The organism is Microbacterium sp. STRO-1N (assembly GCF_057748015.1).
In genome coordinates this window covers 752,331-776,410 of record NZ_CM173234.1, presented here as the reverse complement: position 1 = coordinate 776,410, position 24,080 = coordinate 752,331, and the positions used below count along the sequence as shown (strand labels likewise).

Below are 24,080 nucleotides of genomic sequence, written 5' to 3'. Positions count from 1 at the left end.
GTGTTGCCTCTCTTCATCGTGAGGTGGAAAGCCGCCAGGACCGGGCGTCCCGACGGCCGGGTAGGGATCAGCCCTTCACGGCGCCCAGGAGCAGTCCCTTGGTGAAATAGCGCGCCACGAACGGATAGATGAGCATCATCGGGACCGTGGAGACCACGATGAGCGAGTACTTGAGCAGATTCGACAACTGCTGTCTCTCCAGCGCCGAGGTCGCATCGCCACCCGCGTCGTTGTTGAGGATCAGGATGTTCCGAAGCACCAGCTGGAGCGGGTAGAGGCTGTCGTCGCGCAGATAGATGAGAGCGTCGAAGTACGAGTTCCACTGCACGATCGCGTACATCAGCGCGATGACGGCGATCATCGGCCCTGACAGCGGCAGGACCACCTTCCACAGGATGCGGAGGTCGCTCGCGCCGTCGATCTCCGCAGCTTCCCTCAGCTCATCGGGGATCGCCGTACGGAAGTAGGTGATCGCGAGAATCGTCGGCCACACCGCGACCGCGTTGGGGATCAGCATCGCCCAGCGGGTGTCGAGCATGCCCAGCGACTGCACGACGAGATACGTCGGGATCAGACCGCCGGCGAAGAGCATCGTGAAGACGACGGCGCCGGTGAGCACTTTGCGTCCCACGAAGTCGACCCTCGAGAGCGGATAGGCGATCATCACGGTGAGGGCGACGCTGATGGCCGTTCCGACGACCGTGTAGTACAGCGAGTTGCCGAACCCCTTGAGGATCTGCGGGCTGCTCAGCGCGACCTCGTACCCGCGCAGCGTGAAATCTACCGGCCAGAGGAAGACCTCTCCGGCGGACACCGCCGCTGGACTGCTGAACGAGCTCACGACGATGAACCACAGCGGCACCAGCACGACGAGAAGGAAGGTCGTGAGGAGGATGTAGACGCCGACGAGGAAGAACCGGTCGACAGTGGATTCGCGCACTTTGGTCGATCGACCGAGCCGGCGTTGGGCCATCTTCGCGTTGTTCACCACAGTCCGTTCCCCGTCACGCGCTTGGACACGGCGTTCACGCCGAGCAGGAGCACAAGATTGATCACCGAGTTGAAGAGCCCGACGGCCGTGCCGAGGCTGAAGTCGGCGTTCTGGATGCCGATCTTGTAGGTGTAGGTCGCGATGATCTCGGACTGCGAGAGATTGAGAGGATTCTGCAGAAGGAACGCCTTCTCGAAGCCGACGACCATGATGCTGCCGACCGAGAGGATCAGCACCACGACGATCGTCGGCAGGATGCTCGGCAGGTCGACGTGCCAGATCTTCTGGAGCCGGTTGGCCCCATCCATCTTGGCCGCCTCGTAGAGCGCCGGGTCGACGCCGGCCAGCGCCGCCATGTAGATCACCGCCGAGTAGCCGGCGGTCTGCCAGACCTCGCTCCACACGTACACATGCCGGAAGAAGTCCGGCTGAGCCAGGTAGTCGACCGCTGGCAGGCCGAAGAAGCCGGTGACCGTACTGAGCATCCCGATCCGCGGCGAGAGAATGAGGATCGCCATCGAAACGATGATGACCGTGGAGATGAAGTACGGCGCGTAGGTCACCATCTGCACGGTGCGCTTGAAGAACCGTCCGCGGATCTCATTGAGCGCGAGCGCGAGGATGATCGGGATGGGAAGGCTCGCGATCAGGGCGTACAGGCTCAACAGGAACGTGTTGCTGACGATCGTGCCGAACGCCGGGTTGGAGAAGAGCCGCTCGAAATGCTCGAACCCTGCCCAGGCGCTGCCCCAGATGCCCTCGATGACGTTGTAGTCCTTGAAGGCGATGACCGCGTTCGCCATCGGCACGTACTTGAACAGCGCGAAGTACAGCAACGGCGGAATGATGAGCAGGTACAGCTGCCAATGCCGTCCGATGGACCTGCGCAGTCTTCCTGGTCGACGCAGCGACGTCTTCCGTCCAGCGCGTCCGCCCGACGAGGACGCCGTCGCCGACGCCTCCGCCTTCCGCACGCGCGCCGTTGGCGCTTCGACGTCGATCTGCACCACCTCTGAACACTCCTTGTCGATGAACTCGGTCCAGGGCGCCTACCGATGCCCCGCGAGCGGGGATGCGCTGAGACCTCGTCGTCCGAAAAATCGATTGTCTGGATCCTAGCCATCGAATCAACGGGGATGCAACCCCGCCTAAATATTCAACCATGCGGTGAGGAATACAAGTCTCGCGAGATTTCGGTCGACAAGGATGTTGCGGAATCCACCGGTCAAGCGTCTAAGGTGTCCTTGATCAGTAAAACGATTACCTGAGGTGAGGATGTTGTCAGAGTTGTCATCCCCGATGCATAGGCTCGAGTTCGCGAGTCCGGCCGCTGAATGGGTCGAGGCGCTGCCCATCGGCAACGGTCGTCTGGGCGCCATGGTCTACGGCCGTGAGGAGCATGAGCTGATCTGGCTCAGCGAGGGCTCCGTCTGGTCCGGACCGGGGCACCGCCCCGACCCGCACCCCGTCAGCGCCGAAACCGCCCGAGCAGCGATCTCGACGTCTCGGGCGGCCATCGCCGCCGGCGACTACGTGGCGGCAGAGGACTCTCTGCGCCTGCTGCAGCACTCGTACCCGCAGTCGTTCCAGCCGCTGGCCCGGTTGCGCCGGACGATCGGGGCTCACGCACCCGACCCATCACCCCAGGACGACGTCATCCCCGAACATGATCGTCCGCTCGCGGTCGACGACGGCATCCGGCGCTCCGCGGACTACGCGCGGGGCCTGGACCTTCGGGCGGCGGTCGCGTGGAGTCGCAGCTCACGCATGGACCAGCGGGCGTTCGTGAGCGATCCGCACCAGGTTCTCGTCGTCGAGGTCTCCGCGGCGCAGCATCCGGTGTCCTTCGTGCTCGACTCCCCCCTCCGCCTCGAGCAGGCCGAAGCCGCCGGCGCGGAAGCGTGGGTGGTGCTCCGCGCGCCCGATGACGTCGTGCCCGCCTACCAGCGCGTAGCCGATCCCGTCCGGTGGGCCGAGGAGCCTCGAGGAGTGCAGGCCGCCGTCGTGCTCCGCGCCGTCGGCGGGTCCGTGCGAACGCGTTCCACGCCCGAGGGTCTCGTCGTCGACGTCGACGGCGACACGGTGCTGATCGTCGCGGTGCAGACCACCTTCACGCGGCTGGGTCACGACCCGGAACCGGATGCCGCTGATGCCGTCGCCCGCGCCAGGAGACTGTGCCTGGGGGCCGCCGAAATCGGCATCGACCGACTGCAGGACGCCAACACAGCCGCACACGCCGAGCTCTACGACCGCGCCGAGTTGCGCCTCGGGTCGCCTGACGTGACCAGGGAGCGCGACACGATCACGACCGACACGGACGCGCTCGTCGACGCCGCTGCCGCCGGCTTCGCCGCTGCGCCGGAGCTGGTCGCCCTCCTGTTCAACTACGGTCGCTATCTGCTGATCTCGAGCTCACGGCCGGGCGGAACCCCTGCCAATCTGCAAGGCCTGTGGAACCAGCAGATGCAACCGCCGTGGAGCTCGGACTTCACGATGAACATCAACCTCGAGATGAACTACTGGCTGGCGGAGACCACGGGCCTCGCGGAGTGCGCCGAGCCCCTGTTCGATCTCGTCGCCGCCCTGTCTGAGCGGGGACGCGAGCCGGCCGATCGCATCTACGGGTCGTCGGGCTGGGTGGCGCATCACGCCAGCGACATCTGGGCGTTCGCGGATCCGATGGGCGACGGGACCCACGATCCGGCCTGGGCGTTCTGGCCCTTCGCCGGCGTCTGGCTGAGTTCCCACCTGATCGACCGGATCACCTTCACCCGCGACGAGGCCGCCGCGCGCCGTTTCTGGCCTGTGCTGACCGGCGCGGCGAGGTTCGTCCTCGATTGGCTCGATCCGCGCGACGACGGTTCGCTCGGCACCTCGCCGTCCACGTCGCCGGAGAACAGGTTCGTGGCACCGGACGGATCGATCTCGTCCGTGGCCGCCGACTCCACGATGGACCTCGAACTCTCCCGTCATCTGCTGCGTTCGCTGCTGCGGGTCGCGGACGACTACGGACTGCGTGCGGAGTCCCCCGCCCTGTGCGCAGAAGCAGAAGCCGCGTTGCCCCTGATCCCCGAGATCGGCGTCGATGACGACGGACTGCTGCGCGAATGGGCCGACGTCGACCGCATGCACGATCCGCGTCATCGCCACATCGCGCACCTGGTCGGCGTGCATCCGACCGATGCACCGCCATCGCCGCGCACTGCGGAAGCGGCGAGCCGAAGCCTGGACGCCCGCGGAGACGAGGGCACCGGCTGGTCGCTCGCCTGGAAGATCGCGATGCGGGCACGGCTGCACGAGCCGGAGGCCGTGGCCCGCCTGCTCGATCTGTTCGTCCGCCGCAACATCGAGATCGAACCCGGTCCCGGCGGCGGACGCTGGCGGGGCGGCCTGTACCGCAACCTGTTCTCGGCGCACCCGCCGTTCCAGATCGACGGCAACCTCGGCATCGTGGCGTCGGTCGTCGAATGCCTCGTCCAGTCCCACGCCGGCCGCATCGAGCTGCTTCCCGCGCTGCCCCCAGGACTTGCGGACGGCGAGGTCCGGGGCCTGCGCGCACGCGGCGGGCTCATCGTGGACCTGCGATGGAGCGCTGGTGCGCTGACGGAGGCCACGCTCACGCCGTTGCCGGGGAGCGCCGAGACCGTCCGGGTGGTGCACGGTGCCCGCGAGCGGGTCGTCCCCCTCGAGCCGGGGCGCCCCGTGCGCCTCACCATCGCCGATTTCTCTCAGGAGCACGCACCATGATCGCCGCGCAGCAAGGAACCCTCCGCCCACTGGACGGATTCCTGGTCCTCGACTTCAGCCAGTTCCTCGCCGGCCCCGTGGCGGCTCTTCGCCTCGCAGACCTCGGCGCACGCGTGATCAAGATCGAGCGTCCCGTGATCGGGGACATCGGTCGGGGACTGGCGTTCGCCGGGGCGAGGGCCGGTGCGGACACGGTCTCCTTCCACGCCATGAACCGCGGCAAGCAGAGCGTGGCGGCCGACCTCAAGAACCCGGACGATCTCGCTTTCGTGCGTCGACTCGTCGAGCAGGCGGATGTGGTCGTGGAGAACTTCCGCCCCGGTGTGATGAAGCGGCTCGGGCTGGACTACGACACGATCCGTGCGGAGAACCCCGGCGTGGTCTACGGCTCGATCACCGGGTACGGCGACGACGGGCCATGGCGCGACCGTCCGGGCCAGGATCTGCTCGCCCAGTCGATCGCCGGCCTGCCGTGGCTGCAGGCGGATCCGGAGCCACGCCCCGTCGGCATCGCCATCGCCGACCACCTCGCCTCCTGCCACCTCGCCCACGGCATCACGGCGCTGCTGCTGCGGCGGCTGCGCACCGGCGTCGGCGGCCAGGTGCAGACCTCGCTCCTGGAGGCGATGCTCGACCTGCAGTTCGAGATGCTCTCGGTGCGGCTCACCGAGCCGAATGCCGTCGCCACCCGGCGCCCGCGAGGACCGCACAGCGCGCACGCCCATCTCCCTGCGCCGTACGGCGTGTACCCGACCGCGGACGGCTACCTGTCGATCGCCATGAATCCGGTGCCGGAGCTGGGCGCGCTGCTGCAGATCCCCGAACTCGTGGCGCTGACCGATCCGGATTCCTGGTGGGATCAGCGCAGTCGCATCGAGACGCTGATCGCCGACCGCCTCCGAACGGGCAGCACGGAGAGCTGGCTCACCGTGCTCGATGCCGCAGACATCTGGTGCGCGCCTCTGCACACCGTCGATGAACTGGTCGAGCACGACGGCTTCCGGGCGATCGACATGGTGCAGACGCTCGACCGCGAGGAGAGCGACGGCGCACGCACCACCGTGACGACGACTCGGCTTCCCTTCCGCGTGGACGGCGAGCGGCTCTGGGGATCCGGGGCGGCTCCCGTGCTCGGCGAAGACACCGAGCGCGTTCGCGACGAACTGGCTCCGGCCAGGGAACCCGTCGGCAGGAGCATCTCGTGACCGTCCGTCTGCGCGGCATCACCTGGGACCACGAGCGCGGCCGGGACAGCATCGTCGCGGCATCCCGCGCCTATGCGGATGCCGGGCGCGACGTCGACATCGAATGGGAGGCGCGTTCCCTGCAGGCGTTCGCCGATCAGGATCTGGACGCGTTGACGCGGACGTACGACCTGCTCGTCATCGATCACCCCCATATCCCGCAGGCCGCGCACGCGGGGCTGCTCGCTCCGCTCCCTGAGGGGGAAGCACGAGGCGTCTTCGTGGGCCGCTCCGATCAGAGCTACCGCTGGCAGGGCGCGCGGTACGGCCTCGCCATCGATGCCGCAGCGCAGGTCGCCGCCTACCGGCCCGATCTGCTTCCCGAGCCACCCCGCACGTGGCCGGACGTCCTGGACCTGGCACGCGACGGCCGCGTCCTCTGGCCGGCCAAGCCGATCGACGCCTTCGCGTCGGTCTTCACGCTGTCTTCGGCCCTGCAGGGCGCGGATGCCGGTCGGGACGGGTTCGCCGAACCGGATGCCTTCGCGCAGGCATGGGATCTCCTCGGCCGGCTCCGCGACCTCGTCCCCGCCGACTGTCTTCACGAGAATCCGATCCAGACCGCCGACCGCCTTGCGGCCTCGACCCGCTGGGCTTACGTTCCACTGCTGTACGGATACAGCAATTACGCGAGAGCAGGGTTCCGCGACAACGTCCTGCGCTGGACGGACATCCCCGAGATCGACGGCCGGCCGCAGGGCTCGATGCTCGGCGGTGCCGGCCTGGCCGTCTCCGCCCATACCGCGCACCGCGATGAGGCGATCGCCTTCGCCACCTGGGTCGCCACAGGCGAGGTCCAACGCGGCGTGTACGCGCAGACCGGCGGGCAGCCAGGACATGCGTCCGCCTGGACGGATGCCGCGCTCGATGAGCTGACCGGAGGGTTCTTCGCCGACACGCGCCGCACCCTGGAGCTGGCGAGCCTGCGCCCGCAGCATCCGGACTACATGGCGGTGCAGGATGCCGCATGCGAACGGGTGCATCGAGGACTGCTGAACCGCGAGCACGCATCCGCGGTGCTCGCCGATCTGGATCCGCTGTTCGCGTCGTTGGGAGCCGTGCATGCTCGTCGTTGACCGATATCTGGAGGACTACGCCTCCGGCGAAGTGCGACGCACTCTCGGGCGTACCATCACCGAGACCGATATCGTGCTGCACGCCGGGCAGACCGGGGACTTCTTCCCGCATCACATGGATGAGAACTGGTGCGTCAACGAGGCGGGCCTGGGTGGACGCATCGCGCACGGCACTCTGATCATCGCGATCGCGGTCGGCATGACCGCCGGCGACGTCAATCCGCAGGCGATGAGCTACGGCTACGACCGGATCCGGTTCGTCAAACCGGTCTTCCTCGGCGACACCATTACCGTGGAAGCGGAGGTCATCGCGATCGCCGACCACCCTCGCCGCCCCGAACTCGGCCGGGTGGACGAGCAGGTGAGGGTCACCAACCAGCACGGCGACGTCGTCCTGTCGCTCGTGCATCTGTACGTCGTGAACAAGCGAGGTGACCGGGTGTGATCGACACGCATCTGCATGTCTGGGAGCGTGCGCGTTCGCCGTATCACTGGCTCGATGACGCGCCGGAGCCGCTGCGCGCCGATCATTCCTTGGAGCAGGGCCTCTCGGCGGTGTCCGCGCACGGGTTCGATCGTGCCGTGCTCGTGCAGGCCGATGAGACGCTCGAAGAGACGAAATACCTGCTCGAGCTGGCCGCTTCCGACCCCCGTGTGGTCGGCGCCGTGTGCTATCTCCCGCTGGAGGCGCCGATGATCGTCGCGGAACATCTTCCGCGACTGGTGGCGGATCCGTGGTTCGTCGGCGTGCGCAATCTCACCCACGATCGACCAGACCCCGGTTGGATCCTCGGTGAGCATCAGCGCCGCAGCCTGGACCGCCTCGAGGCCGCCGGCGTCCCGCTCGACTACATCGCCGTGTCGCCGGAGCACCTTCGGAATCTGTGCTCGCTCGCTCGTCGGCACCCCGGCCTGACCATCGTGCTCGACCACCTGGGCAAGCCGCCGGTCGGACGCTCGGACTACGACCGCTGGGTCGATCAGCTCGCCGAGACCGCCTCCCTGCCGAACGTGATCGCGAAGATCTCCGGGATCTATCCGGCCGAGGGAGTCCCCTCCGTCACCGACGAGCAGATGGCGGCGATCCTCACCACCGCGCTCGCGTCGTTCGGATCGGATCGGCTCATGCTCGGCAGCGACTGGCCCATGGGCACCGTCGCCGGCGGAACGGATGCCGCGCTGAGTGTGCTCGTGGCCGTCGTCGACGCGCTCGACCCCGATCAGGCCGACGCTCTCCGACGACGGACGGCCACCCGCGTCTACGGACTGAAGGCATGACCCTCGCAGAGTTCGCGCCCGATCCCGCCTATGCGGCCGGGCCGCCGAGCAATCCGATGCCGATCATCCTGATCGGTGCGGGTGGGATCGCCCGCGACGCGCACCTGCCGGCATACCGCAAGGCTGGTCTGCCGGTCGCGGCTGTCGTCGACCTCGACGCCGCCCGCGCCATCGACCTGGCCAGAGCATTCGACGTGCCGACCACATGCACGGATCTCGCGACCGCGACTGCGGCCCACGGCACTGCGGCCGTATACGACGTCGCCGTGATGCCGGACGCGTTCGCGTCGATCCTCGATGCGCTGCCCGACGGCGCCGCCGTGCAGCTGCAGAAGCCCTTGGGGTACACCCTCGCGCAGGCGCGCGACCTGATCGAGATCATCCGTCGCAAGAGGCTCACGGCTTCGGTGAACACGCAGCTGCGGTTCGCTCCGCACGTCGCGGCGGCGCGAGCCCTGATCGCCGAGGGTGCGATCGGAGAACTCGTCGACATCGAGGTTCTCGTCAGGGTCGAGACGCGGTGGGAGCTGTTCCCCAGCGTGTTCGGACTCGATCGCATGGAGATGCCGATGCATTCGGTCCACTACGTGGATCTGGTGCGTTCGTTCGTGGGGGATCCGGGCGGAGTCAGCGCCGTCACGGTGGCGCACCCGGGCTCGCAGCTCGCCAGCACGCGAACCTGCTATCTGCTGCACTACCCCGATCGGCCGTTGCGCGTCACGATCAGCACGAATCACGATCACACATTCAGCCCGGAGCATCAGGAGTCCGCCATCCTCTGGCACGGCACGACCGGAGCCATCCGCGCCCAGCTGGGGCTGCTGCTCGACTATCCGCGTGGCGGTGAAGACAGACTCGAGCTCGGCACCGACGACGGCTGGCGGGACGTCGCCGTCGACGGAACATGGTTCCCGGATGCCTTCATCGGAACCATGAGCGCCCTTCAGCGGTACGTCACAGGCGAATCGAACTCGCTGCCTACCTCAGCGGATGACGTGCTTCGCACGATGGCCGTGCTGGAGGCGGCGCACGAGGCGAATCGAACCGGCGGCCACCCGATCCCGGATCCCTGACGCCCGTCGTCCGGGGTCACGCTGCCGGCGGCGCCGTCGACGCACGCAGCACCAGTTCCGGTGCGGGATCGTCGACGATTCCGCTGGTCGGCGCTGAGGGGCCTGCGGTCTTCTCGAGCCCGGCGAGCAGGAGGTCCACCGCGGCGGCTCCGAGGTTCGCCATGGGCAGCCGGACGGTGGTCAATGCCGGTGCACACGTGATGGCCGGCCAGATGTCGTGAATCGCCACGACGGACAGGTCCTCGGGCACGCGGATGCCCATCTGAGCGGCCTCCGTCAGCACGCCGATCCCGGCGTTCACGTTGCCGACGACGACGGCCGTCGGCGCCGGCTGGCGGCCCAGCAGCAGCCGTGCGGCATCCCGAGCCGATCGGTAGGTGTAGCCCAAGGCGGTGGTGTGCTCGGGCGGCAGGGTCAAGCCGGCAGCGGCGAGCGCCTGCTCGACACCGGCACGTCGTCGGTCACTCGTGTCGGACGTCGGAACGCCGCCGACGTACCCGATCCGTGTGTGTCCGAGCTCGATCAGGTGCCGTGCGGCGAGTTCACCGGCAGCGACGTCGTCGATGGCGAGAGTCGTCACGCCGTCGACAGGGCCGGAGTTGATCAGCACGGTCCGCTCGGGATGCGAGAGCGCTCGCGCCACCAGGTCGAGAGGCGCTTCATCGCCCTTCTGCAGCAGCACGCCGTCGACCAGGCGCTCGTTCAGCAGCCGGGCGAATCCGTCGCTTCCTGGCTGCATCCTCGGGCTCGACGCCAGCACGACCGAATAGTCATGATCCAGGGCGCGCGACTCGACGCCGTTCACGAGGTCCGTGAACGTGGCGTTGGTGACGTCGGGGACGACGAAGGCGAGCATGTGCGTGCGAGAGCGACGCAGCGAGCGCCCTGCGGAGTTCGGCGAATACCTGAGCAGCTGTGCCGAGTCGAGGATGCGCTGCCTCGTCTCCGGACGGATCCTGACAGATGGATCGGAGTTGAGTACGCGCGAAACCACCGAGACAGAGACCCCGGCATGGCCGGCCACATCCCGCAGAGTAACCATGCTGGGATCATATCGGTCGGATATGCACCGGCACAAACGATTCACCGAGTCGTCAAGCCGCACCCATGCTGGTTTCCAACCGATCGACGACACAGTCCGTATAACGATTGTTCAATCATCCGCACCTGAGCTACGATCGGTGATCGTGGCGAATGATCTCCGACCCGACACACGGCCCGACGCCTGGCGAGGGGCGGTGGGCTGGGAAGAGCGCAACGGCGCGATACGCGCCTGGAGGCTGCTGCCAGAGCTCGTGGACCGGGCGTTCGCTCCCGATCTGATCGTGAACGCGCGCCAGTCCGTCGGAGTCCGGCTGGACATCGACACCGATGCTGAGAGCATCGCGCTCGGTGGGGACCTTCTGCTCGACATCCCGCGCGACTCACGTATCGATGTCCTCGTCGACGGCGAGCTGCATCGGCGCATCGACCTCGTCGCCGGGCCCTTCGCCCTCGATGTCCCCCTGCCGGCGGGGACGCACCGGGTCCAGGCATGGCTGCCGCAGGTCGGCGAGACGTGGATCAGGTCGGTGCAGTTGAGCGGGTCGGCCGCCCCAGCCGCGACCGCACCCACCCGGTGGACCACCTACGGCTCGTCCATCTCGCAGTGCAACGCCGCCGGCGGGCCGAGCGAGACGTGGCCTGCGCTCGTCGCGCGTGCTCTCGACTGGGACCTGACCTGCCTCGGATTCGGCGGGCAGTGCCATCTCGACCCGATCTCGACCCGCACGATCGCAACGGTGCCGGCCGACATCATCAGCCTGTGCGTGGGGATCAACGTGATGGGCAACGCGTCGATGTCGCCGCGCGCTTTCGCCCCCCAGGTCGCGGGGCTGATCGATCAGGTCCGCGCCGCGCACCCGTCGGCGCCGATCGCCGTGATCACTCCGATCGTTGCGCCGGGCCTGGAGAGCACCCCGAACGCCGTCGGCGCCACGCTGCAGGGGATGCGCGAGGCGATCGCCGAGGTCGTCGCTGGCACCGATGACGACCTGCTCCATCTCATCGACGGCCCCCGCATCCTGGGCTTCGAAGAGGCTCATCTGCTGTCGGATGGCGTCCATCCCGACGCCGACGGCTACCGGTTGATGGGCGAGCGTCTGACAGCCGAGCTCCGGCAGCTGCGGGTTTAACGCCCGGAGCTCAGCGACCCGGCCAGCCGCTCGACGCCCAGCCGTGGGCTGGTGAGCACCGGCACGTCGACGGACACTGCCTCGGCCGCCGTCGCCATGGAGGCTTGAGCCAGCACGATCACGTCGGCCTCGGCCGCACCGCGTTGGATCGCCGCGCCGACGAGGCGGTCATGCGTCTCCCGGTCACCGCTCACGATGGCCTCGAAGGCTCCGTCGATCACTTCGCTGCTCAGTTCCGGAGCGACCCCGGCGAGAGCCGCGCGCTCCTCGATCAGGCCGAGCGTCGGTCGGCAGGTCGTCGGCAGCGTCGCGAGCACGCGGATGCGGCGTCCGGCGGCCACCGCGGCATCCGCCATGGCCTCGTCGACCCGGAGGACGCTGACACCGGCGGCCGCAGCGGCGGGGGCTGCGAGCTCGGAGATCGACGAGCAGGTGAACATCACGGCATCCGCTCCCCCTGCTGCGGCGGCACGGACCAGGTCCTCGATGCGCTCCGGAACGGAGGCCGCCCGTGCCTCGTCGCCGAGGTCGGCCACGATCCGGTCGTCGAGGTAGTTCACAACAGTCGCCTCGGGCAGGAACTCGGCCGCCAGAGCGCCGAAGGGCGCGATGTTGACGGCTCCGGTGTGCAGGAAGGCGATGCGGGGTGCGCTCATGTCTTCAGTCTCCCAAGTCTCAGCCCTTGAGGGCGCCACCGGACATGCCGGCCATGATCTTCTTGTTCAGCGCGAGGAACACGATCAGCAGCACGACGATATTGATGCTCACCGCTGCGAACAGCGGTCCGTACTGGGTCGATCCGTATTCGTCGCTCAGGCTCAGCAGACCCACCTGGATCGTCGCCAGTTCGGGGCGCGTCGTGAAGGTCAGCGCGATGAGCAGGTCGTTCCAGACGCTGAAGAACTGCACGAGGCCGACCGTGAGGATCGCGTTCTTCATCATGGGGATGCCGATGACGAAGAACGACCGCAGCGGGCCGGAGCCGTCCACCGTCGCCGCCTCGAAGATCTCGCGCGGGACCGAGCGGAAGTACGTGGCCATCAGGAACGTCGTCAGCGGAAGACCCATCACGGTGTACGTGATGATCAGCGGCAGCAGCGTGTCGGTGATGCCCATGCGGAAGTACACGATGAACAGCGGCACGAGGATCATCTGGCCGGGGACCATGATGCCGGCGAGCACGTACAGCAGGACGCCGCCCCGCCCCTTCCAGATCATGACCTCGAGCGCGTAACCGGCGGCGACGCCGATGAACACGATCAGCAGCACCGACGGGATCGTGACGATGATGCTGTTGAGGTAGTTCTGTCCGACGTTGCCGTTGGTGAGCGCCTGGATGTAGTTGTCGAACTGCCAGGTCTCCGGGAGCGACAGTGCGGGGTTGGAGAGGAACTCGGCCTGCGTCTTGAACGAGCCGAGCACCATCCACAGCTGCGGGTACAGCACCACGACCATGAGCAGCGCCACGATGAGCCATACCGGCACGCGCCGGATCAGGCGCACCGCCGTGCGGCGGGTCTGGCTGGGGCGGCGACGCGTGGGGACGGCGACGGTCGCCGCGGTGTCCGTGTGAGTGATCGTCATGTCAGGCCTCCGCCTTGCGTCGAGAGGATCGGAAGATCGCCAGGGTGAACACCAGGCAGAGCAGGGTGAGCACCATCGCGATCGTCGAGCCGTAGCCGTACTCCGCGTACTCGAACGCCGTGCGGTACATGTACAGCGTGAGCGGCGCGGTGGATGTGCCTGGGCCGCCGCCGTTCAGGGCGAGCAGGCTGTCGAAGACCTTGAGCGTGGAGTTCAGGCTGAAGATGATCGAGGACATCAGGATCGGAAGCGATAGCGGCACGATGATGTGGCGGACGAGCTTGAGGCCGTTGGCGCCGTCCAGACGCGCCGACTCGATGACCTCCTCGGGGATGTCGAGAAGGCCCGCGTACAGCAGCACGGCGTAGAAGCCCATCGAGCCCCACAGCGTCATGACGATCGCGGTCGACATGGTGCCGACGGTGGAGGCGAGCACCTCGACGCTCTCTCCGCCGAAGAAGTTGATGATGTCGTTGACCGGGCCCTGGTTGTCGCCCACGGCCACGAAGCTCTTGAAGAGCAGGGCGACGGCGACGGTGGGCAGCACCGTCGGGAAGAACACGATCGTGCGGACGAACGACGATCCCTTGCGGAGGACGAAGACGTAGAGCAGGGCCAAGCCGTACCCGAGCGCCACCTGCCCGACCGTCGCGACGATCGCGAAGAAGACGCTGACCCACATCGACTGCAGAGCCGCACCGTCGGTGAAGAAGGTGGCGAAGTTCTGGAAGCCGACCCACTCGAAGCCGCGCAGCGTGTTGCCCTCGAAGAAGGACAGGCCGAACGACCACAGCACCGGCACGATCTTGAGCAGGGTGTACAGCAGGAGTGCCGGGGCCAGCAGGATGAAGATCGTCTTGCGATCTCCGAAGATCGAGTTCATCCTCGAAACTGCTTTCTCTCAGGGAAGGAGCCGGCCTCCCGGAGGCGAGAGTCTCCGGGAGGCCGGCGTCGGGTCAGCTGTTGGCGTCGATGCTCGCCTGGAGCTCTTTCATGTAGTCCTCGGCGGTCATCTGACCCGTGGTCAGCAGCGTCGCGTTCGTCGAGGCCAGGGAGTTGCTCTTCGGGTCGAACAGCGCCTCGAACCACAGGACGGTCTCGTCGATGCCGGCGATGCGCTCCTGGATCTCGGCGGTGTTCTCCGAGAGGTCGGTGACCTCGCCGTTGACCTTGAAGCCGGAGATGACTCCGGCATCCTGCAGCGCCTGCTGGCCGTAGTTCTCCGCGATGCAGCTGATCCAGTCCTGGACCTTCGGTCCGAACTGCTTCGCATTGACGATCATCGGCGCACCGGCGTTGGCCGGATACTGGTCGATCGTGCCTTCGCCGCCCTCGACGGCCGGGAACGGCATGAAGCCGACGTTCTCGCCGCCGATCTGGTTGCGCTCCGGGTCGTTGATGGCGCTGAGGAGCCAGGTGCCGTCGTAGGTCATCGCCGCCTTGCCGGTGAGGAACATGTTCGACGACGTGTCGCCGTCACGGGTGGTGAAGCCCTCACCGAAGTATCCCGCATCCGCGTAGTCGGCCAGCGCCTGCGCCCCGGCGACGTACTCCGGATCGGTCAGCTTCGCCGAACCGTCCTGGATCGCGGTCATGGCCTCTGGGCCGACGTTGCGGTAGATGTACATGCCCATGATGCGCGTCAGCGGCCAGCCGTTCGCGCCGGCCTCGGTCATCGGGACGACGCCGGCATCCTGCAGTGCGGCGGATGCCGTGAGCAGATCGTCCCAGGTCTGCGGCTCTTCGACGCCGTTGTCGGCGAAGATCTGCTTGTTGTAGAAGATGCCCTCGATGTTGTACTGATACGGCATCGAGACGAAGCCGCCGTAGACCTGCTCGACCGTGGATTCGGCGGCGGGGAGCACGTTGTCCCAAGTGCCGGCCTCTTCCAGTGCGGCCTTGAGGTCGCCGACGAGTCCTGCCGCGCCCAGGTCGCCGTCCGGGCGGATCAGAGCGGTGCCGGCGATCGTGTGCGTCGGCAGGGCGTCCTGGCTCGCGAGCAGCGTGACCTTCTGCACCGTGTCGGCCTGCGCGACCTTCTGGTGCTCGAGCGGAAGCGCCTCGTTCTCGGCGGTGCAGGCGCCCTCGGCGAGCGCGGTGAGCTGCTCCTCCAGGACGGGGTTCTCGTTCGCCGTCATGACGGTGAACGTGTCGGGGTCGGCGCCGGATCCGCCTTCGGATCCGGTACCGCCGGTGCCGCCGGCGCACGCCGCGAGCGGGACAACCGCTGCGAGTGCGAGGCCGAGCGTCGCGAGCCGGCGACGGTTGCTGCGTGAGTCCATGGGGGCGTCCTCCTTGACGGGTGCGAAAGGTACATCCATGACAGTAGGAAAGAATCCGAAGTGTGTCAACAGTCAGGGTTGAAATTCTATTCACTTCGTGATCGAATCATGACTACAGTGACGTGAACGCCACCTGGAAGGGGCACCAATGACCGCGACGACTCCGCTGCGAGAACACACTCGTCTGCGTCCGCTCGATGCCGCCGGAGCGCGGTGGACCAGCGGCTTCTGGGGCGAGGTGCACGAGCGCACCCGGGACGTCACCATCCCCCAGATCTGGTCCTCGCTGAGCGATCGGAGCGTGAGCCCCGGACTGACGAACTTCCGCATCGCCGCCGGCTTGGAGGAGGGCGAGCACTCCGGTCCGCCCTTCATGGACGGCGACTTCTACAAGTGGCTGGAGGCCGCGATCGCCCGTCTCGAGACGGATCCCGATCCCGAGCTCGCCGCCCGCATCGAGGAGATCGCGTCGCTCATCGCCTCCGTGCAGCGCGAGGACGGCTACCTGCACACCCCGACGGTCATCTCGAGCCGCAACCGCCAGGAGGCGATCGAGCTCGCCGACCGGTTCAACTTCGAGACCTACAACCTGGGCCACCTCATCACGGCCGGCGTCCGGCACTACGAGGTCACCGGCTCGACCACCCTGCTGGATGCCGCGCGCAAAGCGGCATCCTTCCTGGAGGATCTCGCCACGAACAAGCCGCTCGAGCTCGCCCGGAGCGCGATCTGCCCGTCCCACTACATGGCCGTGATCGACCTGTACCGGGCGACCGGAGACGAGCGCTATCTGCGTCTGTCCGAGGCATTCGTGCGGGTGCGCGACGACTTCGAGGGCGGCGACGACAACCAGGACCGCCTCCCGGTGCGCGAGCAGACCGTGGTCGCAGGCCACGCCGTCCGAGCGAACTATCTCTACGCGGGTCTGGCCGACCTCGTGGCCGAGACGGGCGATGCCGAACTTCAGGCGGTGCTCGGTCGACTGTGGCGCGACGTCGTCGACACCAAGCTGTACATCACCGGCGGCGCCGGTGCGCTGTACGACGGCGCCTCGCCGGACGGCTCGCCGTGGCAGGACCAGATCAGCCGCGTTCATCAGTCGTACGGGCGGGCGTACCAGCTGCCGCACACCACGGCCCACAACGAGTCGTGCGCCAACATCGGCCTCATCTTCTGGGCGGAGCGGATGCTGTCGCTCACCGGCGAGGCGCAGTACGCGGACGTCATAGAACAGGTCGCATTCAACAGCCTGCTCTCCAGCATCAGCCTGGCCGGGTCGGAGTACTTCTATACGAACCCGCTGCGCCAGGTGCGGGATCTGCCGTTCCCGCTGCGACGACCGGGTGATACCGCGCTGCACCCGACGCCACCGCCGCCCCCGTCGGACGAGCGGCTGCGGGAGTCGTACCTCAGTTGCTTCTGCTGCCCGCCGAACATCGCACGGACTCTCGCACGGTTCCACGAACGCGCGGCTTCTGTCGGCGAAGACGGCATCTTCGTGCACCTGTACGGCGGCAGCACGCTCGATGTCACGACCGACGCCGGTCGGCTCGCACTCCGCGAGGACGGCGGCTACCCCTGGGGCGAAACCGTCCGGTTCACCGTGACCGGAGCAGAAGGGCGCGTCCCCCTGCACCTGCGCATCCCCGGCTGGTCGACGGATGCCGTGCTCACTGTCAACGGCGACCCCGTCGCCGTCACAGCGCCGTCGTCCTACACGCGCATCGAGCGCGGCTGGACCACCGGCGACGTCGTGGAACTGACCCTGCCCATGCCGGTGCGCGTACTGCGCGGTCACCGCCTCGCCGAGGAGACGACCAACCAGGTCGCCGTCCGCCGCGGGCCCGTCGTCTACTGCCTGGAGAGCGCCGATCTGCCCGACGGCATCGTGCTCGAGCAGGCCGCCCTCCGTCGCGGCACGGTCTTCACGCCCGTCGAGGCGGACGTCTCCGGGCATGCCGTCATCGCACTCGAGACCGAGATCGCCGTGCTCCCGCCCACCGACGACGATGCGCTCTACGCCGAACTCGCCGACGTCGAGCCTTCGTCGGCCGTCGTCCGACTCGTGCCCTATTACGCGTGGGGCAACCGCGGCGCCGGCGAGATGTCGGTATGGCTCCCCCTGGTCTGGTGACGCGCATGGAACCACAGCACGTCATCGCGACCTACATCATCGAGACTTCGCTGCCGCTGCAGCTCGCCGCCGAGGTTCTCGCCGGCGAGCAGTCCACGGGCACGTTCGTCCGTGTGGAACGCGAATCCGACGATCTGCGCGCGCGCTTCGCCGCACAGGTGGAGTCGATCACCGAAGTGCCGCTGACCGGGTCGACGCCCCTGCCAGGGGCCGTCGGCGACCCTGCGCTGCGCCGCAGAGCGGTTCTGCGCCTGCGCTTCCCCCTCGACAACTTCGGTCCATCGCTGCCGAACCTCCTCGCCGCCGTCGCCGGGAACCTCTTCGAGATCAAGGAACTCGCTGCCATCCGCCTCGTTGACCTGGACCTGCCTCCCGCCTTCGCGGATCACTACCCGGGTCCCGCGTTCGGCGTCGAGGGGACCCGTCGCCTGATGGGCAGGGCGGAGGGCACCATGATCGGCACGATCGTCAAGCCCAGCATCGGACTCTCCCCCGCCGATCTCGCCGAGGTGGTCGAGCAGCTCGCCGAAGCCGGGATCGACTTCATCAAGGACGACGAGCTGCAGGGCAACGGGCCGTCCGCGCCCCTGGCCGAGCGCGTGCGCGCCGTCATGCCCGTCCTCGAGAAGTACGCGGACCGCACCGGCCGCAAGCCGATGTACGCCTTCAACATCACCGACGACATCGGCAGGCTCGAGGCGAACCACGACCTGGTCGTGGCGGCCGGGGGCACCGCCGTGATGGCGTGCGTCAACCTTCTCGGCATCCCCGGCCTCGAGTTCCTGCGTCGTCACAGCGAGGTCCCGATCCACGGGCACCGCGCGATGTTCGGCGCGTTCGGACGCTCGGATCAGGTGGGGATAGGATTCCGGGCGTGGCAGAAACTGGCCCGCCTCGCCGGAGCCGACCACCTGCACACCAACGGCATCAGCAACAAGTTCTACGAGACGGACGACCAGGTGCTCGATTCCATCGCGGCGGTGCGCGAGCCCTTGCTGGGTCTCACGCCGACGGTGCCGGTGCTGTCCTCCGGCCAGTGGGCCGGTCTCGCGCACGCCACCTACGCCGCCGTGGGAACCACCGATCTGTTGGTGCTCGCCGGTGGCGGCATCCACGGCCACCCCGACGGGGCGGCGGCCGGCGTCGCCAGCATGCGCGAAGCGTGGGCATCCGCGGCGCGGGGCGAGAGTGCGGACGACGCGTTCTCGACGTCCGAAGCCATTCGTCGCGCGGCGGAGCAGTTCGGGCCCGTCCGTGTCTGACTCGGAACGGGGAGCCGTCGCGTTCTACGGCGACGACTTCACGGGCAGCGTCGACGCGTTGCTGCAGTTCGCTCGCCGAGGATGGTCAGGACGCCTGTTCACGACCCTGCCGGATGCCGAGACGCTGCGGCGCGCGGCATCCGAGGTCGACGTCGTCGGGGTGGCGGGGATCTCCCGTTCTCTGGACCCGGTCGCGATGGAGGACGAGCTGCGCCCTGTGCTGGAGGCGTTCGCTGCGACGAGCCCGCGACTCGTGCAGTACAAGGCCTGCTCGACGGCGGACTCCGCACCGGACGTCGGCAGCCTGGGCCGTGTGCTGGAGCTGGGCCGCGAGGTCTTCGGAGAGCGCGTCGTGCCGATGCTGTTCGCTCAGCCGGATTTCGGTCGCTACACCGTCTTCGGTCAGCACTTCGCCGCGGAGCGCGGCACGATCCACCGGTTGGATCGTCAGCCGACGATGTCGCAGCATCCCTCGACGCCGATGACGGAAGCCGACCTGGCCGTGCACATCGGACGCCAGACGGATGCCGCGATCGGCGCGGTCTCCCTGCCGGATTACGGGCAGCTGCCGGAGCGTCTGCAGGATGCCACCGAGGCGGCCGTCGTGCTGGATGCACTCACGGATGATGACCTGGAGACCGTCGGTCACGCACTGGAGCATCTGGCGGCGCCGGTGTTCGCGATCGGTTCCGGTGGGCTCTCGCACGGCATCGCGGCGGCAAGTCCGGGTGATGCCCCGACGATCCCCACGTCGACGGCGACAGGAGGCCCGGTGCTCGTCGTCTCCGGCAGTCGTTCTGCGCAGACCAGGCGGCAGGCGGATACCGCGGCAGACGCCGGCTGGCTCGTCACGCCTCTCCCGCTGGACGGGGCATCGGGGACGCCTGCCGTGCTCGAGGCCCTGCGGGCGGGACGCGGAGTCGTGCTGACGTCCGACGACGCCGACGTCGACTCGCTCGCCGGCAGCACGGTGCTGGAGTCGATCGCGGATGCTGCGGCATCCGTCATCTCCGCGACCGTGGGGTCCGGCGCGACCAGGCGCGTGATCGTGTGCGGGGGCGACACATCGAGCCGGGTGACCAGGCTGCTCGGGGTCGACGCCCTGTCGATCGCCGCGAATCCGTGGGGGAACGTCGTGATCCTGCGCGCGCACAGCTCGGACTCCGCGGTCGACGGTCTCGAATTGCTGCTCAAGGGCGGCCAGGTCGGCGCGGACAGTCTCTTCACCGACGTCGCCGCCCTCGCGCGCCCCTGAGCGGGCTCCAGCGTCCTCGCTCGTCGAGCGAGCCAAGCGAGTCGAGACGCGGGCAGCGTTCTGCTCAGCGGACGCTGATCAGAACGCTCCATGCGGTCCGCTCGCGCAGGATCCGGTAGCGGTCGGGCAGTGCGGGCCCCACGGAGGCGGAGCCCAGTCCCTGCTGCGCGTGGTCGATGTTCACCCATACGCGCCCCGAATCGACGAGTTCGTGCGGCTTGCCGGCGGCCTCCAGGTCGTGCGAGGTCCACCGACGCGCTGTGAAGTCGAATTCCGGCGCACCCTCCACGCGCAGGGTCGGCAGGTCGCCGCCCGACACCTCGAGCCAGCGCGTCTGCACATGATTGCCGTTCTCCTGCGGCACCGGATACGGCACCTGCAGCTCGTCGATCGATGAGGTGAAGCGCCCGACGCGCGACCCCTCGAACGAGTCGACATACGTCTCGCCGGGTCCCCGCCCGAACCAGGTCGCACGCTCGGCCGTTCCGGGCAGGCCGAACAGCAGCCCGAGCCGGGGCACCGGGATGTCGCGGTTCAAATAGGGCGTGTCCGTCCACGGGCCGACGAAATCGGCATCCGCATCCAGACGGATGCCCTCTCCCGCGGCCGTCCACGTCATCGTCCAGGCGACGCCGTGCGGATGCGTCCTCGGCGCTGTGCGACCGCGCACCGTGAACCGGCCGTCCTCGGCCGATACGGAATCGACGCGATGCAGCAGCCGATCGAGCATGGTCTTGCGCCACACGGCGGCGAGGTTGTTCGTGTCTCCCTGCCCGCGGTCGTTCTCGGTCGGCGCGCGGTGCAGATCCAGCATCGGTCCGTCGAGCGCCAGGTCACCGATGCGCAACAGGCGCCCCGTCGTGCCGTCGAAGACGGCGGGGCCGACGGCGTGCTCGCCGGCCGACGTGCGCGTCGGACCGACCGCTGACTTCGGCACCGGAGGTTCTCTGCGGACAACCCGCTGGCTCCAGGACACCACATGCCCCGCCGGGGCCCATGCCGTGTCGGCCGCGAGCGCGGCCTCGACAGTCAGCACGGCATCGCCCGTCGCGGCGGCCGATCTCAGCGCGATCGCCGCGGCATCCGGGATCCGCACCTCCGTCCGTTCCCCCGGTTCCTGCACCGGTGCATCGACGAGGCCGTCCGCGCCGACCACGCCGTCGTGTTCGACCGACCAGCGGAAGACGAGGTCATCCGTCGAGGTGCTGTGCCGGTCGTTCGCGATGACCACGGTATCGGCGTCGATCGTGATCGAGACCGTCTCGTGCGCCTTCGCCAGCTCGATGAGTCCTGGCGTCGGCGTCCGATCGCTGAAGACGAGTCCATGCAGGCCGAACCGTCCGCCCCGCGGCTCGTAGTCCACGTCATCGCCGTGCATCGTGTACGCGACGCCGTCGTCGGTGCGCGCCGTGAAGCCGTGGTCGATCCACTCCCACACGAACGCGCCGCACAGCCGATCGTGCGCGCGGATGATCCGCCAGTAGTCCTGCAGACCACCAGGGCCGTTGCCCATGGCGTGCGCGTACTCGACCAGGAGGAACGGCAGTCCGCGGCGGCGCAGATCGTCGGCATCGGAGATCCCGTCCGGCGCGTCGCCCTCGGCATCGAACACCATGCCGTGCATGCTCAGGCGACCGCCGCGCGGTTCCTCGCGCCGTCCGATCTGCTCGAGCAGGTCCAGGGACGGGTACATCAGCGAGTAGAAGTCCGAATCGCGGTAGCGGGGGTCGCGCTCGTACAGCACGGCGCGCGACGGGTCCCGCTCGTCGAGCCAGCGACGCATCTGCGTGAACCCCTCGCCGGTCATGCTCTCGTTCGCGAGCGACCAGACGACGACGCTCGGCCGGTTCTTGTCGCGCTCGACAGTGCGCTTCAGGCGGTCCATCAGGGCGGCGCGCCACTCGGGCAGTGCCGGCGGGTTGTGCTCCCAGCCCTCGTAGATGAACCCGTGCGTCTCGAGGTCGACCTCCACGACGACCCACAGCCCGTACTCGTCGCACAGCCGGAGGAACTCGGGATGCGGCGGGTAGTGGCTGGTACGAACGGCGTCGATGTTGGCCCGCTTCATCAGCACGATGTCGCGGATCATGGTCTCCCGATCCAGCGTCCGCCCCGTGTCCGGATGGTGCTCGTGCCTGTTCACGCCGCGGAACGTCACCGCGCGCCCGTTCACCGTGAAGACGCCGTCGACGATCTCGACGTGGCGGAACCCGACGGCGAGCTCCACCTGTTCGCCGTCCGAACGCAGGACGCCGCGGTAGAGACGCGGATTCTCCGCGCTCCACGGCTCGACCGGCACGGTGGCCGTCTCACCTGCCGGCATCAGGATGCCGAGCTCGGGGATCTCCACCATGGCATCCACCGAGGCATCCACCCGCAGGATGCCGAGACCGACGGCGTGATCGTAGTCGGCGTGCACGAAGTGATCGTCGATCGCACCCTGCGGGCGCGCGATCAGCTCGACGTCCCGGAAGATCCCGGGCAGCCACCACATGTCCTGATCCTCGAGGTAGGTGCCTGCCGACCAGCGGTGCACGCGCACGGCCAGCACGTTGCGGCCGGAGCGGACCGGAGCGTCGAACTCGAACGGCAGTCGCGAGCCCGTCGACCAGCCGAGTTCCTGCCCGTTCAGCCAGACCTTCGCGCAGGAGTCGACCCCCTGGAACCGGAGGACGGCAGGGCCGAAGCCCTCGGGGACGTCGAACGCGAGGCGATAGTCCCCGGTCGGGTTCTCGGTCGGCACCCGTGGGGGATCGAGGGGGATCGGGTAGGCCGTGTTCGTGTACAGCGGGCCTTCCTCGGTCCCGAGCATGCGCCGGCGCTGACCTCCGGCAAGCGGGGTGAACTCCTCGAGTACCCAGTGCGACGGCACCCGCATCGGGTCCCAACCGGAGTCATCGAAGTGCTCCCGCACGAAATCCGGACCGGTGCCTTCGGCCGTGGGGCTGAGCCGGAAGCGCCAGATGCCGTTCAGATCGAGCACGGGCGCATCGGTCACAGCATCGGCACGCGGCGCACGGCGCCCCTCTCCCGGGAGCGTGCTCTCCCAGTAATGGTCGATCATGCCTCCGCCTCGTACCGCGAATCGTCTACCGGCGATGGGGCGGAGCCGAGCGCCTCGATCGCGGTCCATACGGCATCCGGGATCACGACCGCATCCAGCGCGAGCAGCTCGTCGAGGCGGCGCGCTGACGAGACGCCGACGACGGTGCGATCGACCAGCGACGAGCCTGTCGAGAACCGCAGCGCTACTGCGGCGGCCGGCACGTCGTGGTCGGCGCAGATCCGGAACAGCGACGCAGTCCAGGCCGCCAGTTCGTCCCCGATCGGACGGTATTCGTACCGAGCACCCTCCCGTGGTCCCTTGACGAGGAGATCACCTCCGAACGGCGCGGCGTTGAACACCGTCATCCCTCGTTCGCGCGCGGCCGTGAACAGGGAGCGAGCGCTGTCATCGACGAGCGTGAAGCGGTTGTGGCAGAGCACCGCGTCGAACAGGCCGCTGTCCACGTAGCGCCGCATGAGGGGAACCGGCCCCGCGGCGATCCCGATCGCGTCGACGGCTCCTTCGTCCCTGAGCTGCACGAGAGCCTCGACCGCGCCGCCGGCGGCGAGCGCCTCGGCCGACGTCACCGTGTACGGGTCGTGCAAGTGCAGCAGCGGCAGGCGGTCGATGCCGAGCCGCTCACGCGTCTCGTCGAAGGAACGGCGTACCCGATCGGCGTCGAAGGCTCCGGTCTCGGGGTCGCAGTCCACCTTCGACACGATGCGGGATGCCGCGGCCTCCCGCTCGTCGGCATCCATAGCGGCGAGCGCCGCGCCGAGCGCGCGCTCGGATGCGCCACCCGCGTACATGTTGGAGGTGTCCACCAGCATGCCGCTGCGGAGCAGGGCGAGCGCGGTGTCGAGAGCGGTGTCGGGATCCGACCCGAGCGGCGAGGTGCCGAGGACGAGGGAAACGGGGGCATTCAGCGTCATTG

19 protein-coding genes are annotated in these 24,080 nt (G+C 68.2%); 10 read left to right on the top strand and 9 right to left on the bottom strand.

The genetic code is table 11. From position 1 onward, the window contains the following. Positions 1-67 precede the first annotated feature (67 nt). Positions 68-973, bottom strand: coding sequence for a carbohydrate ABC transporter permease (locus AC3ANJ_RS03605; protein ID WP_406246833.1), 906 nt, complete (start codon positions 971-973; stop codon positions 68-70). Between the two features lie 11 nt (positions 974-984). Further along, the gene (locus AC3ANJ_RS03600; protein ID WP_488318267.1) at positions 985-2,001 is read right to left on the bottom strand and encodes an ABC transporter permease; all 1,017 of its coding nucleotides are present in this window, start codon (positions 1,999-2,001) and stop codon (positions 985-987) included. Between the two features lie 289 nt (positions 2,002-2,290). On the opposite strand from AC3ANJ_RS03600, the gene AC3ANJ_RS03595 reads away from it, so the two are divergent. Genes AC3ANJ_RS03595 through AC3ANJ_RS03570 form a run of 6 tightly spaced genes read left to right on the top strand, consistent with a single transcriptional unit; the run spans position 2,291 to position 9,409 of the window. Further along, positions 2,291-4,738: a glycosyl hydrolase family 95 catalytic domain-containing protein gene (locus tag AC3ANJ_RS03595; RefSeq protein WP_488318266.1), complete on the top strand. Its 2,448-nt coding sequence runs from the start codon at positions 2,291-2,293 to the stop codon at positions 4,736-4,738. Next, positions 4,735-5,943: a CaiB/BaiF CoA transferase family protein gene (locus AC3ANJ_RS03590; RefSeq protein WP_488318265.1), complete on the top strand. Its 1,209-nt coding sequence runs from the start codon at positions 4,735-4,737 to the stop codon at positions 5,941-5,943. Before AC3ANJ_RS03595 ends, AC3ANJ_RS03590 begins: the two co-directional genes overlap by 4 nt. Further along, positions 5,940-7,058 (top strand): extracellular solute-binding protein, encoded by a 1,119-nt coding sequence (locus AC3ANJ_RS03585; RefSeq protein ID WP_488318264.1) that lies wholly within the window; start codon positions 5,940-5,942, stop codon positions 7,056-7,058. Before AC3ANJ_RS03590 ends, AC3ANJ_RS03585 begins: the two co-directional genes overlap by 4 nt. After that, the gene (locus tag AC3ANJ_RS03580) at positions 7,045-7,503 is read left to right on the top strand and encodes a MaoC family dehydratase (RefSeq protein WP_488318263.1); all 459 of its coding nucleotides are present in this window, start codon (positions 7,045-7,047) and stop codon (positions 7,501-7,503) included. The genes AC3ANJ_RS03585 and AC3ANJ_RS03580 overlap by 14 nt, the downstream gene beginning before the upstream one ends. Next, positions 7,500-8,336, top strand: a complete 837-nt coding sequence (locus tag AC3ANJ_RS03575) for an amidohydrolase family protein (RefSeq protein ID WP_488318262.1) — start codon at positions 7,500-7,502, stop codon at positions 8,334-8,336. The genes AC3ANJ_RS03580 and AC3ANJ_RS03575 overlap by 4 nt, the downstream gene beginning before the upstream one ends. Beyond that, entirely contained in the window at positions 8,333-9,409 is a 1,077-nt protein-coding gene (locus AC3ANJ_RS03570) for a Gfo/Idh/MocA family protein (protein WP_488318261.1), read from the top strand. The genes AC3ANJ_RS03575 and AC3ANJ_RS03570 overlap by 4 nt, the downstream gene beginning before the upstream one ends. Positions 9,410-9,425: 16 nt before the next feature. On the opposite strand, the gene AC3ANJ_RS03565 is transcribed toward AC3ANJ_RS03570, so the two are convergent. After that, positions 9,426-10,451, bottom strand: coding sequence for a LacI family DNA-binding transcriptional regulator (locus AC3ANJ_RS03565; RefSeq protein WP_488318260.1), 1,026 nt, complete (start codon positions 10,449-10,451; stop codon positions 9,426-9,428). Positions 10,452-10,596: 145 nt separating this feature from the next. Here AC3ANJ_RS03565 and AC3ANJ_RS03560 point away from each other — a divergent pair, with 145 nt between their 5' ends. Next, a complete protein-coding gene (locus AC3ANJ_RS03560) occupies positions 10,597-11,583 on the top strand; it encodes a GDSL-type esterase/lipase family protein (protein ID WP_488318259.1) in 987 nt (328 codons plus the stop codon). Here the strand turns inward: AC3ANJ_RS03560 and AC3ANJ_RS03555 are convergent. The 4 genes from AC3ANJ_RS03555 to AC3ANJ_RS03540 form a co-directional block, all read right to left on the bottom strand. After that, entirely contained in the window at positions 11,580-12,239 is a 660-nt protein-coding gene (locus tag AC3ANJ_RS03555) for an aspartate/glutamate racemase family protein (protein ID WP_488318258.1), read from the bottom strand. The two genes, AC3ANJ_RS03560 and AC3ANJ_RS03555, sit on opposite strands and share 4 nt — an antisense overlap. A 19-nt stretch (positions 12,240-12,258) precedes the next feature. Continuing rightward, positions 12,259-13,167: a carbohydrate ABC transporter permease gene (locus tag AC3ANJ_RS03550; protein WP_488318257.1), complete on the bottom strand. Its 909-nt coding sequence runs from the start codon at positions 13,165-13,167 to the stop codon at positions 12,259-12,261. Between the two features lies 1 nt (position 13,168). Beyond that, complete coding sequence (locus tag AC3ANJ_RS03545; protein WP_488318256.1) at positions 13,169-14,050, bottom strand: carbohydrate ABC transporter permease; 882 nt, start codon at positions 14,048-14,050, stop codon at positions 13,169-13,171. A 73-nt stretch (positions 14,051-14,123) separates the two neighbouring features. Then, on the bottom strand, positions 14,124-15,449 hold the full coding sequence (locus AC3ANJ_RS03540) for an ABC transporter substrate-binding protein (RefSeq protein ID WP_488318255.1): 1,326 nt from the start codon (positions 15,447-15,449) through the stop codon (positions 14,124-14,126). 148 nt (positions 15,450-15,597) lie between these two features. Here AC3ANJ_RS03540 and AC3ANJ_RS03535 point away from each other — a divergent pair, with 148 nt between their 5' ends. Genes AC3ANJ_RS03535 through AC3ANJ_RS03525 form a run of 3 tightly spaced genes read left to right on the top strand, consistent with a single transcriptional unit; the run spans position 15,598 to position 20,100 of the window. Then, on the top strand, positions 15,598-17,583 hold the full coding sequence (locus AC3ANJ_RS03535; RefSeq protein ID WP_488318254.1) for a glycoside hydrolase family 127 protein: 1,986 nt from the start codon (positions 15,598-15,600) through the stop codon (positions 17,581-17,583). A 5-nt stretch (positions 17,584-17,588) separates the two neighbouring features. Next, positions 17,589-18,845, top strand: coding sequence for a RuBisCO large subunit C-terminal-like domain-containing protein (locus AC3ANJ_RS03530; RefSeq protein WP_488318253.1), 1,257 nt, complete (start codon positions 17,589-17,591; stop codon positions 18,843-18,845). Continuing rightward, on the top strand, positions 18,838-20,100 hold the full coding sequence (locus AC3ANJ_RS03525) for a four-carbon acid sugar kinase family protein (RefSeq protein WP_488318252.1): 1,263 nt from the start codon (positions 18,838-18,840) through the stop codon (positions 20,098-20,100). Before AC3ANJ_RS03530 ends, AC3ANJ_RS03525 begins: the two co-directional genes overlap by 8 nt. A 64-nt stretch (positions 20,101-20,164) precedes the next feature. On the opposite strand, the gene AC3ANJ_RS03520 is transcribed toward AC3ANJ_RS03525, so the two are convergent. Then, positions 20,165-23,164 carry a glycoside hydrolase family 2 TIM barrel-domain containing protein gene (locus tag AC3ANJ_RS03520; protein ID WP_488318251.1) on the bottom strand — a complete coding sequence of 1,000 codons (3,000 nt, stop codon included), beginning with the start codon at positions 23,162-23,164 and terminating at the stop codon, positions 20,165-20,167. Then, positions 23,161-24,078, bottom strand: a complete 918-nt coding sequence (locus AC3ANJ_RS03515) for an aldo/keto reductase (protein ID WP_488318250.1) — start codon at positions 24,076-24,078, stop codon at positions 23,161-23,163. The genes AC3ANJ_RS03520 and AC3ANJ_RS03515 overlap by 4 nt, the downstream gene beginning before the upstream one ends. Between the last annotated feature and the right edge of the window lie 2 nt (positions 24,079-24,080).